Here is an 11682-nt window from a genome sequence, read left to right on the forward strand (position 1 = left end):
CCTTTGGACTAATAGTCCAAGGCTAACTAACTAATCAGAGAAAGCATGTGCAGTGCGGCCTGAACCGACTCAGCGCCCTTGTCTTCTTTTGAGCCTTCTAGACCAGCGCGCGCAATTGCCTGAGCTTCGTCGTCAACCGTGAGAAGACCGAAACCGATGGGCTTGCCATACTCCAGCTGAACCTGGGTTAGGCCTGTGGTTGCAGAGTCACAGACGTAGTCAAAGTGTGGGGTTTCTCCCTGAATCACAACGCCGAGAGCGATTACCGCATCGGCTCCCTGATCAAAGGCCCACTTGGCAGCAAGTGGCAACTCGAATGCTCCTGGGACCTTGTGAACCTGAACATCCTCGGCGCCGGCCTTTTCTAGCTCCCGCATTGCGCCAAGAACCAAGCCATCCATGACACGGGTGTGCCAAGAGGTAGCTACTACATAAATCTTTTTTCCAGCAGCAGAAACCTCTAGCTGCGGTGCTCCAGAACCACTCACTACTTCAGATTAGCGGGAATCATGTGGCCCATGCGCTCGCGCTTGGCTTCAAGATACCCACGGTTCTGCTCGGCAAGGCCAACGATCAATGGCACTGTTTCGGTGACCTTGATGCCAGCCTCATCCAAGAAGGCACGCTTTGCCGGATTGTTAGTAAGTAGACGGACACTTCTGATGCCCATGTCCTTCAAGATTGCAACGGCTGCACCGTACTCACGAGCCTCCGATGGAAGCCCCAAAGCCAGGTTTGCATCGACAGTGTCCATGCCCTTCTCCTGAAGCGAGTAGGCCTTTAGTTTGTTCAGAAGCCCGATACCGCGACCTTCCTGGCCACGAAGGTAGATGACAACGCCACCCTCTTCATTGGCTTGGATTGCCTCAAGGGCAGCGTCGAGCTGTGGACCACACTCACACTTGAGCGATCCAAAGGCTTCACCGGTGATGCACTCCGAGTGCATACGGATTAGAACATTCTCGCCAGTTGGCTTACCCGCGATAAGGGCAACGTGGTCAGCGGTGGTCTTTACGTCGTAGTAACCGCGAACAGTGAAGTCACCGTGAACGGTTGGAAGTAGGGTCTCGGCCTCAAGGCGGATGCGGTTCGCAGCCTGAGGCTCGGTGCCGCTGCGTTTGGACAAATGGTCCTTGAGGTGAGAAATAGTAGTCATAGGTAGGTTAAACCTCGTGGCAGTCTCAAATAATTCCGCCATCCGCATCATTGTTCCGTCGTCGTTAACCATCTCGGCCATCAAAGCCACTGGTTCAAGGCCGGCGAGCAACATCAAATCAACCGCTGCCTCGGTGTGGCCAGGACGAACTAGCACGCCACCATCTTTGGCGCGCAGCGGCAAAACGTGCCCGGGCCGAATCAACGAAATCGGGGTTGAGGCTGGATCCGCTAGTACTCGACCGGTTAGCGCTCGGTCAGCAGCGGAGATGCCGGTTGAGAAACGATTGGCAGCATCAACACTCACGGTGTAGGCGGTGTGATGTGGATCTTGCGAGTTGGGCCACATCAAAGGCAAGTCCAACTGATTGGCCCGTTCCTCGGTCATGGGAGCACAGATGTAACCGGAGGTGTGGCGAATCATCCAAGCCAACCACTCCTCGGTGGCAAACTGTGCGGCGATGATGGCATCGCCCTCGTTCTCGCGATCCTCGGCGTCCGAGACCAAGACTGGCTTGCCCGCTTTCAGTGCCTCCAGCACATCCTCAATTGGGCTTAGTTTCATTTGAATTCCAACAATCTCTCAATGTGCTTGGCCAAGATGTCGGCCTCCACGTTTACCTTGTCGCCCGGGTTTTTGTAACCGAGGGTGGTGATCTGCAGGGTCTCTGGAATCAGCGAGAGGCTGATTACATCGTCCTCAATTCCGTTCACGGTCAGTGATATTCCATCGAAGGTGATTGAGCCCTTCATCACCACATACTTCAGAAGTTCCCGCGGGACTCGGATCTTGACCCAGTCCCAGTTCTCGCTCTTCTCGCGAGATACGAATTCCCCAACACCATCAACGTGACCCTGCACGACGTGACCGCCGTATCGGGTTGCGGCACTCATTGCACGCTCCAGGTTGATTGGATCGCCGACCTTCACCTCAGAAAGCGAGGTGCGCTTTAGAGTCTCGAGCATCACATCTGCAGTGAAGGAGCGATCGTCAATCTCAATTGCGGTTAGGCAGGTACCGGAGCAGGCGATGGAGTCGCCGCGGCCAAGATCACTGAGTACCTTGCTGGCGCCGATGGTGAGTCGAATCGCGTCCGGCTGCTCTTCAATCGCCAACACCTTGCCCAGCTCTTCAATGATTCCTGTGAACATTTAGCTTCTCCTTGCAATTAGAAGTTGATCGTCACCAAGTAAGTGACGTTCGAAAATCTCTAGTCGGTGAGCATCTTGGATGCTCCCCACGCCGATGTCTCTCAGGGCTACTCGCTCTCCACCAAGCAGCACTGGAGCTAGGTAAATCAAGTACTCGTCAACCAGGTTTAGCTGCTCAAATCGGCTCGCGACCTCTGGGCCACCCTCAATAAAAACGTGCTTTATGCCTCTGGCCCAGAGCTCTGCTAATGCGCCGTGTAGGTTTCGGGTTCTGAGGTGCAAAGTCTCAGCCCGGTCATTGAAAACCCGGGCTGAAAGCTCGATGTCGCGTTCTCCAAGGATCACTCGAAGAGGCTGGTGTTCGTAGTAGCTGCCATCGGGTTTTCTGGCGGTAAGTTCTGGATCATCTGCCAAAACAGTTCCGGTCCCAGCCAGGATTGCATCGGCATTGGAGCGACGCAAGTGAACATCGGCTCTGGCCTCAGGACCAGTAATCCATTGGCTAGTGCCATCGTTTGCTGCAGCTCGACCATCCAGTGAGGTTGCCCACTTCAAAGTGACAAAGGGGCGCTGTCTACGATTTGCGGTTAGCCAAACTCTGCTCTGCTGCTCGCTTTCCTGGGCCATGAAGCCACCCAATACCTCGACACCTGCATCTCGAAGAGTTTGCGCTCCGTTGCTTGAAGCATCGCCTGGGTCACTCGCTGCGTAAACCACGCTGGAGATCCCCGCTTCAATCAGAGCCTGCGCACAAGGTCCGGTTCGGCCGGTGTGGTTGCAGGGCTCCAGGGTGACAACCGCGGTGAGTTTGGAGGTGAAGGGGTAGGGGAGTTTTGCCCGGAGGTTTTTGATGGCCATGACTTCGGCATGATCCGTCCCTGCTCCAAGGTGCCAACCCTCCGAGAGGATCTCGCCATTGGCAGCCATGATCACGGCTCCAACTTGAGGATTCACCCCGTGTGCTGGTCCGCGTAGCGCAAGCTCCAGGGCTCTAGTCATGCCCTGTTTGAGTGCTTGCTCGTATAGCAAAAAGTCCCCTAACGGTTAGCTACACAGCACCGCGGGGACGCGAAAATAGAGGGCGTCGAGCACCCTGAGCTCTTCTCCCATCCGGACTATAACCGTCGGTTTCGGAATTTCACCGAATCAACCGCCTGAAGCTGCCCTGCTGGCTGCAAGGTCCTCAGTCGGGTCGCGGACTTTAACCGCCGGCTCAGATTTTCACTGACCCCGAAGAACTGTGTTACTTAGAACAATACTCCTTGGCCTAGGGAAATTCCCATTCGGCTAAGGGCGGACAAAACCCAGACGGTCGTAGACCTTTGCAAGGGTCTTCTCGGCGATTTCATTTGCCTTTTCAGCACCAAGTGCCAGCAGGGCATCGAGCTGGGCCTTATCAGCGAGGAGCTCGACGGCACGTTCACGAATCGGAGTCAGGTGCTCAACCACGACATCTGCCAACTCGGTCTTCAAGGCCCCGTATCCCTGGCCGGCGAAACGGTTCTCCAATGACTCAATGCTCTCAGCGGTGATTGCGCTGAAGATACCGAGCAGGTTTGAAACTCCAGGCTTTTGCTCGCGATCAAAACGAATCTCACCATCGGTGTCGGTGACCGCGCTCTTGATCTTCTTGGCAACCTGGTTTGGTTCGTCCATTAAATTGATCAGACCCTTGGGGTCCTGGGCCGACTTAGACATCTTCGCGGTAGGCAGCTGAAGGTCGTAGATCTTTGCTGTCTCTTTCAAAATGTGAGCCTCTGGGACCACGAAGGTGTCGCCGAAGCGGGAGTTAAATCGCATGGCGAGGTCACGAGTGAGCTCAAGGTGTTGGCGCTGATCCTCACCGACCGGAACTGCCTTGGGCTGATAAAGCAAAATGTCCGCAGCCTGCAAAATCGGATAGGTGAAGAGACCAACCGATGAATTCTCAACACCACCCTTTTGAGTCTTGTCCTTGAACTGAGTCATGCGACTGGCTTCACCAAAGCCAGTGATGCAATTCAATACCCAAGCCAGCTGAGCGTGCGCAGGAACATGGGACTGAACAAATAGCGCAGATTTCTCCGGGTCAATACCAGCTGCGATGTATTGGGCGGCAGTGCGACGAGTATTTTCGCGAAGTTCTTTAGGGTCCTGAGGAACCGTGATGGCGTGCAGGTCAACGATTACGTAGTAGGCGTTGTAGTCCTGCTGCATCTTTACCCAGTTGGTCAGCGCACCAAGGTAGTTGCCTAGGTGGAGGCTCGCAGCCGAAGGCTGCATGCCGGAGAGCAAATTGGGCTTCATTAGATTCCTAGAGGTCGTAGTCAACTAAAACCGGGCTGTGATCGGTCCATCTGGTGTCGTAGCTCGGAGCACGATCAACCCGATAATTCTGCCCTAGCGCAGCTAGCTGCGGGGTGGCGAGTTGATAATCAATGCGCCAGCCGGCATCGGTATCGAATGCTTGGCCGCGGTATGACCACCAGGTGTAGGGACCAGGGACGCCTGGGTGAGCAATACGACCAAGGTCAACCCAACCCTGAGCTGCGAAGTTGTCGAAGTGGGCACGCTCCTGCGGCAAGAAGCCAGCATTCTTGAGGTTGCCCTTCCAGTTTTTGATATCCAGCTCGGTATGGCCGACATTCAGATCGCCAACCACTGCGGTAAGGGGGTTGGCTTTGATCAATTCAGCCATGCGCTTTTCCATAGCCTCAAGAAACTTGTACTTCTCAACTTGCTTCGGGGTGTCTGCTTCTCCAGAGTGGACATAGCAGCTGACTAAGGTGAGGATGCCCTTAGGGGTCTCAAAATCGGCTTCTAGCCAGCGGCCCGCAGAGTCAAACTCTTCAGGTCCAAAGTCTGTTCTGACATCCAAGGCGGGGAGCTTTGACACGATGGCCACCCCGGCTCGACCCTTGGCGCTCGCTTCGTGGTCATAGATGTGCCAGTTGACACCGAGGTCTTCGAAGACTGCCTTTTCCAGCTCACCCCGAGGTGCTCGAACCTCTTGCAAACACATCATGTCGACGTTTGACTGCTTGAACCAGTCGGCCATGCCCTTCTTAGAGGCTGCGCGGATGCCGTTGACGTTGATGGTTGCGATAGTGAGCATCAGACAAGCCTAGGAGTTACACGATGGCGTAGAGCTCATCACCGCGAAGCTCGATGGTGATTCGACCCAGCGCGGTTCTTGCTGGACCAGCCAGCACGGCTCCGGTCTCCTGGTCAAACCTTGCTCCATGGCAACCGCAGGCAATCTCACCATCGCTTACACCCGAGACAATGCAGCCGGAGTGTGTGCAGGTGGCGCTGAACCCTCGAAAGTCTCCGGCCTTTGGTTGAGTCACCAAGATCGTGAGCATCTCGTCGATCTTGTACTTATTTCCCGAGCCGACCATGATCTCTGATGCTGGACCGAGCAAAATCTCTCCGACTGCTTCCGCAGGAGCCTGGTTTACGGTTGCACTCGGGGGAGTGGTCTGAGCAACCTCTGGCTCTGCCGCACAAGCGGCAAGGCTCACGGCGGCTAATGACGCGACCGAAACTCCAAGGACTTCTCTTCTAGATGGCTTCATGAGAAGTGAAACCGAATAGGGTCCTATGGTCTTCCGCGAAGAATTGCCTGCTTTACCTCAGCAATCGCCTTGGTCACCTCAATACCGCGAGGGCAAGCCTCGGTGCAGTTGAAGGTGGTGCGGCAACGCCAGACACCCTCTTTGTCGTTAAGGATGTCGAGGCGAACCTGAGCAGCCTCATCGCGGGAGTCAAAGATGAAGCGGTGAGCGTTCACGATTGCAGCCGGTCCAAAGTACTGACCATCGGTCCAGAACACTGGGCATGAAGTGGTGCAGGCAGCACACAGGATGCACTTGGTGGTGTCGTCGTAGCGAGCACGATCCTCTGGGGACTGCAAGCGCTCCTTCTGAGGCTTGTCAGAGGCGATCAAGAATGGGTTTACATCCTTATAGGCCTGGTAGAACGGGTTCATGTCTACGATCAGGTCCTTCTCGACTGGAAGTCCCTTGATTGGCTCGATGTAGATCGGCTGGGAGATGTCTAGGTCCTTGATCAGGGTCTTGCACGCCAGACGGTTGCGACCGTTGATGCGCATTGCATCGGAACCACAAACACCGTGAGCGCAAGAGCGACGGAAGGTAAGTGAGCCATCAATCTCCCACTTCACCTTGTGTAGGGCGTCTAGCACACGGTCGGTGCCATACATCTCGACGTCATAGTCGACCCACTTTGGCTCCTGGTCAACCTCAGGATCAAAGCGACGAATGAAGAGAGTTACCTTGAAAGAGGTGACCTCAGCTACTGCTTGCTCTGCCATTAGTACTTACGCTCCATCGGCTGGTAGTTGGTGATTACGACAGGCTTCCAATCAACCTTGATGTTGGTCTTGGTGGCCTTGTCTGCCTTCTCTGTCTTGTACGCCATGGAGTGAACCATGAACTTCTTGTCATCGCGGTTCGGGTAGTCCTCGCGCAGGTGAGCACCACGGCTCTCGCGGCGCTCGCGACAAGTGATTACGGTTACCTCGGCTAGGTCAAGCAGGAAGCCAAGCTCCACTGCCTCAAGCAGGTCAGTGTTGAAGCGCTTGCCCTGGTCCTGAATCGAGATCTTCTCGTAGCGGGCACGCAGCTCCTGGATCTTGTCAAAAGCCTCGTTCAAGGTCTCCTCGGTGCGGAAAACCTGGGCATTCTTGTCCATGGTCTCCTGAAGCTCCTTGCGAAGCTGAGCCACCTTCTCGTTCCCCTTTGATTTGCGAACCTTCTCAAGCATCGCAACCACATCGGCTGCAGCATCCTTTGGAACCGGAACCTGCTTCGCAGTCTTGGCATACTCGACCGCGTAACGTCCGGCGCGCTTACCAAACACGTTGATATCCAGTAGCGAGTTGGTTCCTAGACGGTTGGCTCCGTGAACAGAGACACAGGCACACTCACCAGCGGCGTAAAGACCAGGCACCACTGTGTTGTTGTCGGAAAGCACCTCAGCCTTGATGTTGGTTGGGATGCCACCCATCGCATAGTGCGCGGTTGGGAATACTGGAACTGGCTCGGTGTATGGCTCAACGCCGAGGTAGGTTCTAGCGAACTCGGTGATGTCTGGAAGCTTTGCATCAATCACTGCAGGCTCAAGGTGGGTCAGATCCAGTAGGACGTAGTCCTTGTTTGGACCAGCACCGCGGCCCTCGCGAACCTCGTTGGCCATCGCACGAGCAACCATGTCACGAGGAGCTAGGTCCTTGATGGTTGGCGCGTAGCGCTCCATGAAGCGCTCACCGGATGCATTGCGAAGGATGCCACCCTCACCACGAGCAGCCTCCGAGAGCAAGATGCCAAGTCCGGCAAGACCGGTCGGGTGGAACTGGTAGAACTCCATGTCCTCAAGTGGCAAGCCCTTGCGGAAGATGATGCCAACGCCGTCACCGGTCAGGGTGTGGGCATTAGAGGTGGTCTTGTAGATCTTTCCAAAACCACCGGTTGCGAACACGATCGACTTTCCCGCGAACACGTGAATGTCTCCGGTTGCTAGCTCGTAGGCGACAACCGCTGCAGGCTTGCCATCGTTCATGACTAGGTCAAGCACGTAGAACTCGTTGTAGAACTCGATGCCGAGCTTTACACAGTTTTGGTAAAGGGTCTGCAAGATCATGTGACCGGTGCGGTCAGCTGCATAACAGCTACGGCGAACTGGAGCCTTACCGTGATCGCGGGTGTGACCACCAAAGCGACGCTGATCGATCTTGCCATCTGGGGTGCGGTTGAAAGGTAGACCCATGTTTTCTAGGTCAATAACGGCTTCCACTGATTCCTTGGCCAGAATCTCAGCAGCGTCCTGGTCAACTAGGTAGTCGCCACCCTTAACGGTGTCGAAGGTGTGCCACTCCCAGCTGTCCTCTTCGACGTTTGCCAAAGCTGCAGCCATGCCACCCTGGGCAGCACCGGTGTGGCTTCTGGTTGGGAAAAGCTTGGAAACCACCGCAACCTTGGCGTGTGGTCCAGCCTCAATAGCGGCGCGCATACCGGCACCACCAGCGCCAACGATTACAACGTCATACTCGTGATTGATCACGTTTTGGTTTGACACTTTGTTCCTAACTAATTGATAGCTGGGCAGAAGGATGGAAGAAGCTCGGATGCTGCGCCGGCTGGGCATGGGTCAAAGGTGAAAATGACCAGGGTGCCCAAGATGATGAGTAGGCCACACACCGACCACAACGTGGTGATCAGGGCCTTACGAACCTTTACCTTTTCGGTGTAGTCATTCACGATGGTGCGCATACCGTTGGTGCCGTGGATCATGGCGAGCCAGAGCATCGCCAAATCCCAGACCTGCCAGAACGGGTCAGCCCACTTGCCAGCAACGAATGCGAAGTCGATGGCCTTGATGCCATCTCCCACAACCAGGTTCACGACCAGGTGGGTGAAAATCAAAACAACCAGTAGCGGTCCGGAGACGCGCATGAATAGCCAGCCGTACTTCTCCCAGTTGGCACCCTTGCGAGTGCGTGGAGTGTTTGGGGTCTCGATTACAACGCTCATTAGTGCGCTCCAAAGACTCGGGCTAGGTGAACTGGAGTAAAGCCAGCCACAGCGACGATGGTGATGATCATCACGGCCCAGAACATCACGTTCTGATACTTGGTTCCCTTAGACCAGAAGTCCACCGCGATGATGCGAAGACCGTTCAGGCCGTGGAACAAGATCGCGCCGACCAGGCCAAGCTCAGCCATGCCGATGATTGGGGTCTTGTAGGACTCGATGACCACGTTGTAGGCATCCGGAGAGACGCGAACCAGGGCAGTGTCCAGCACGTGGACAAGAAGGAAGAAGAAGATTGCAACACCGGTGATGCGGTGAAGCACCCAGGACCACATTCCGACTTTGCCTCGGTAAAGGGTCCCCGCTGGCCGAACTGCCACGCTAGCCTCCATGGATAGTAAGGGATTAGATAAAAGTCTAACCGCTTGCGGGTGGCTATCTTCCGCTAAATCACCGATTGCCTTAGGGTGATTCGGTGAGTAATCAATCTCCAAATGAGCGTTTTTACGCCGTAATTCCTGCCGGGGGCGTGGGATCTAGGCTGTGGCCACTGTCAAGGGCGAGTGCCCCCAAGTTTCTGCATGATCTAACCGGTAGCGGGCAAACCCTTCTCCAGGACACCTGGGACCGCCTGACTCCGATTGCCAATGGGCGCATCATGGTTGTCACCGGTGATGTGCATTCCCACGCAGTGGCGGAGCAATTACCCGATCTAGGTTCCAAAAATTTGATTTTGGAACCTAGCCCCAAGGACTCAACCGCGGCAATTGCCCTGGCTGCTGCCGTTTTGATGCAGCGTGAACCGGATGTCATCATCGGCTCCTTTGCCGCGGATCACGTAATCACCGACAATACGAAATTTCAAAAGGCAGTGCACGAGGCCGTCGAGGTGGCCGCCACCGGCAAGATCGTGACCATCGGCCTGCAGCCCACCGAGGCCTCGGTTGCCTTTGGCTACATTCACAAGGGAGACAGACTCGACTCAGAAACCGCGTGTGAGGTTCGTGAGTTTGTCGAGAAGCCGAACATCAAACTTGCACGCAAGTACGTAGAGTCTGGTGAATTCCTCTGGAATGCCGGCATGTTTATCGCCCCAGCCAAGTTGTTGCTCGAGGTGCTTCAGAAGACCCAGCCAAGTCTGCACGCTGGAGTGATGCAGCTGGCTGAAGGTTGGGACACCCCGCAGCGCCAGAGCCTGATGGCTCAGCTGTGGCCAAGACTCACTCAGATTGCCATCGACTACGCAATTGCCGAGCCGGCTGCCGCCGATGGTCTGGTTGCGGTGGTGCCGGGACTTTTCGAGTGGCACGACGTTGGTGACTTTGCTGCCATCGCAGAACTACAGTCCCAGGGCCGCAAGGGGAACCTCGCTGTGCTGGGTCACGGCAAGGTGCTTGCGGACTCCTCCTCGGGAATTCTGGTTAGCGATACCAATCGCTTGGTGGCACTGATCGGCCTGGAGGACGTAATCGTCGTAGACACCCCGGATGCCCTATTGGTAACCACCAAGGAGCATGCGCAAAAGGTCAAGTCTCTGGTGGATGTATTGAAGCAATCCGGTCACTCGGAGCTGCTCTAAGGGCTTTTGTAACGAATTCAATAAGGTTCTGTTTCTTGAAGGACTAAGCCTGCTCGAGCGAGATTTGAACGGCTAGGCTAAAGCCAAATCAGGCGCATCCGCGCCATCCAAATTTCAGGAGGAAACCTTGAAGCTAAAGAATGCATCCGCCGCATTCGCCCTGCTGGGCGCATCGGCACTTGTGCTGACTGGTTGCGCTGCCGCACCAGAGGCAGAGCCGACCGCCAGCGAGACTGAGACCAGCGCTGCTCCAACCGTGGACTACCTAGCGTGTGCAGTCTCTGACGAGGGTAGCTGGAACGACAAGTCCTTCAACGAGTCCGTTTACGACGGTCTAATGAAGGCTCAGACTGAGCTAGGCGTTCAGATTGCAGAAGCAGAGTCCAACACCCCGGAGGACTTCGCGCCAAACCTACAGGCCATGGTTGACCAGGGCTGTGACGTAACCTTCGCAGTTGGTTTTGCACTAGTTGCAGACGTAAACGCTGCTGCAGCTGCTAACCCAGAGGTCCAGTTCGTGACCATCGATGGTTGGAGCGAGGGCAACGCAAACCTAAAGCCAGTTTCATACGCCATGAACCAGTCCAGCTACCTAGCTGGATACCTAGCAGCTGCCTACTCAACCACCAAGGTTGTAGGTACCTACGGTGGCGTTAACATCCCAGCAGTAACCGACTTCATGACTGGTTACTACTACGGTGCAATGGCCTACGGCAAGGAGACCGGAACCGACGTGAAGGTTGTCGGTTGGGACCCAGCCACCCCAGACAAGGGTGACTTCATGGGTGACTTCACCCCTAACTCCGGAACCTCAAAGGCAATCGCAGCTGCACAGCTAGTTGCTGGTGCTGACGTGATCTTCCCAGTAGCTGGTTTCCAGTTCGGTGCAGTTTCTGAGGCAATCAAGGAAGCTGGCGTCGACGCCGTAATGATCGGTGTTGACAAGGACATCGCGCTAACCTCACCTGAGTACGCATCACTAGTTCTAACCTCAGCTGAGAAGCGCATGACCAACGCTGTATACGACATCCTTGCTGAGCTTTCAGCTGGCGGCGCCTTCACCGGTGACGCTTATGTTGGAACCCTTGCAAACGGTGGAACCGGTCTAAGCCCGCTATACGAGTTCGAGTCCAAGGTCTCTGACGAGGTCAAGGCTCGCCTAGCAGAGCTAGAGGCTGGCATCATTTCCGGCGAGATCGACCCACTGAAGTAATTCAGTAAAACGATTGGGGCCGCGGGGGAAACTCCGCGGCCCTTTTCTTT

General features: G+C 55.5%; 13 protein-coding genes and 1 riboswitch. Of the genes, 2 read left to right on the forward strand and 11 right to left on the reverse strand.

Translation table 11 applies throughout. The features are described from left to right. Positions 1–26 precede the first annotated feature (26 nt). The 11 genes from ribH to sdhC form a co-directional block, all read right to left on the reverse strand. Positions 27–488 carry a 6,7-dimethyl-8-ribityllumazine synthase gene (ribH, locus tag OO713_RS01250; protein ID WP_264785837.1) on the reverse strand — a complete coding sequence of 154 codons (462 nt, stop codon included), beginning with the start codon at positions 486–488 and terminating at the stop codon, positions 27–29. Continuing rightward, positions 488–1720, reverse strand: coding sequence for a GTP cyclohydrolase II (ribA, locus tag OO713_RS01255; protein ID WP_264785839.1), 1233 nt, complete (start codon positions 1718–1720; stop codon positions 488–490). Before ribA ends, ribH begins: the two co-directional genes overlap by 1 nt. Continuing rightward, on the reverse strand, positions 1717–2307 hold the full coding sequence (locus OO713_RS01260; RefSeq protein ID WP_264785840.1) for a riboflavin synthase: 591 nt from the start codon (positions 2305–2307) through the stop codon (positions 1717–1719). Before OO713_RS01260 ends, ribA begins: the two co-directional genes overlap by 4 nt. Next, positions 2308–3336 (reverse strand): bifunctional diaminohydroxyphosphoribosylaminopyrimidine deaminase/5-amino-6-(5-phosphoribosylamino)uracil reductase RibD, encoded by a 1029-nt coding sequence (ribD, locus tag OO713_RS01265; RefSeq protein WP_346659309.1) that lies wholly within the window; start codon positions 3334–3336, stop codon positions 2308–2310. 65 nt (positions 3337–3401) lie between these two features. Beyond that, a riboswitch (FMN riboswitch) is annotated at positions 3402–3549 on the reverse strand. A gap of 45 nt (positions 3550–3594) precedes the next feature. After that, positions 3595–4593 (reverse strand): tryptophan--tRNA ligase, encoded by a 999-nt coding sequence (gene trpS / locus OO713_RS01270; RefSeq protein WP_264785841.1) that lies wholly within the window; start codon positions 4591–4593, stop codon positions 3595–3597. A 7-nt stretch (positions 4594–4600) separates the two neighbouring features. After that, the gene (locus tag OO713_RS01275; RefSeq protein WP_264785842.1) at positions 4601–5401 is read right to left on the reverse strand and encodes an exodeoxyribonuclease III; all 801 of its coding nucleotides are present in this window, start codon (positions 5399–5401) and stop codon (positions 4601–4603) included. Between the two features lie 16 nt (positions 5402–5417). Further along, positions 5418–5864, reverse strand: a complete 447-nt coding sequence (locus tag OO713_RS01280; protein ID WP_264785843.1) for a Rieske (2Fe-2S) protein — start codon at positions 5862–5864, stop codon at positions 5418–5420. Between the two features lie 23 nt (positions 5865–5887). Further along, on the reverse strand, positions 5888–6622 hold the full coding sequence (locus OO713_RS01285) for a succinate dehydrogenase iron-sulfur subunit (RefSeq protein WP_264785845.1): 735 nt from the start codon (positions 6620–6622) through the stop codon (positions 5888–5890). After that, positions 6622–8370 carry a succinate dehydrogenase flavoprotein subunit gene (sdhA, locus tag OO713_RS01290; protein WP_264786409.1) on the reverse strand — a complete coding sequence of 583 codons (1749 nt, stop codon included), beginning with the start codon at positions 8368–8370 and terminating at the stop codon, positions 6622–6624. The genes OO713_RS01285 and sdhA overlap by 1 nt, the downstream gene beginning before the upstream one ends. A gap of 26 nt (positions 8371–8396) precedes the next feature. Further along, positions 8397–8840, reverse strand: a complete 444-nt coding sequence (locus tag OO713_RS01295; protein ID WP_264785846.1) for a succinate dehydrogenase hydrophobic membrane anchor subunit — start codon at positions 8838–8840, stop codon at positions 8397–8399. Beyond that, on the reverse strand, positions 8840–9232 hold the full coding sequence (gene sdhC / locus OO713_RS01300; RefSeq protein WP_264785847.1) for a succinate dehydrogenase, cytochrome b556 subunit: 393 nt from the start codon (positions 9230–9232) through the stop codon (positions 8840–8842). The genes OO713_RS01295 and sdhC overlap by 1 nt, the downstream gene beginning before the upstream one ends. Before the next feature lie 83 nt (positions 9233–9315). Here sdhC and OO713_RS01305 point away from each other — a divergent pair, with 83 nt between their 5' ends. Both OO713_RS01305 and OO713_RS01310 read left to right on the forward strand, forming a co-directional pair. Beyond that, the gene (locus tag OO713_RS01305) at positions 9316–10419 is read left to right on the forward strand and encodes a mannose-1-phosphate guanylyltransferase (RefSeq protein ID WP_264785848.1); all 1104 of its coding nucleotides are present in this window, start codon (positions 9316–9318) and stop codon (positions 10417–10419) included. 127 nt (positions 10420–10546) lie between these two features. Further along, complete coding sequence (locus OO713_RS01310; protein ID WP_264785849.1) at positions 10547–11632, forward strand: BMP family ABC transporter substrate-binding protein; 1086 nt, start codon at positions 10547–10549, stop codon at positions 11630–11632. The last annotated feature ends 50 nt before the right edge of the window (positions 11633–11682 follow it).

The organism is Aquiluna sp. KACHI24 (assembly GCF_025997915.1).
Lineage (GTDB): Bacteria > Actinomycetota > Actinomycetes > Actinomycetales > Microbacteriaceae > Aquiluna.

Coding starts and splice junctions, on each gene's coding strand:
- ribA (WP_264785839.1), bottom strand. CDS start 1,720: ATGAAACTAAGCCCAATTGAGGATGTGCTGGAGGCACTGAAAGCGGGC.
- OO713_RS01260 (WP_264785840.1), bottom strand. CDS start 2,307: ATGTTCACAGGAATCATTGAAGAGCTGGGCAAGGTGTTGGCGATTGAA.
- trpS (WP_264785841.1), bottom strand. CDS start 4,593: ATGAAGCCCAATTTGCTCTCCGGCATGCAGCCTTCGGCTGCGAGCCTC.
- OO713_RS01275 (WP_264785842.1), bottom strand. CDS start 5,401: ATGCTCACTATCGCAACCATCAACGTCAACGGCATCCGCGCAGCCTCT.
- OO713_RS01280 (WP_264785843.1), bottom strand. CDS start 5,864: ATGAAGCCATCTAGAAGAGAAGTCCTTGGAGTTTCGGTCGCGTCATTA.
- OO713_RS01285 (WP_264785845.1), bottom strand. CDS start 6,622: ATGGCAGAGCAAGCAGTAGCTGAGGTCACCTCTTTCAAGGTAACTCTC.
- OO713_RS01295 (WP_264785846.1), bottom strand. CDS start 8,840: ATGAGCGTTGTAATCGAGACCCCAAACACTCCACGCACTCGCAAGGGT.
- sdhC (WP_264785847.1), bottom strand. CDS start 9,232: ATGGAGGCTAGCGTGGCAGTTCGGCCAGCGGGGACCCTTTACCGAGGC.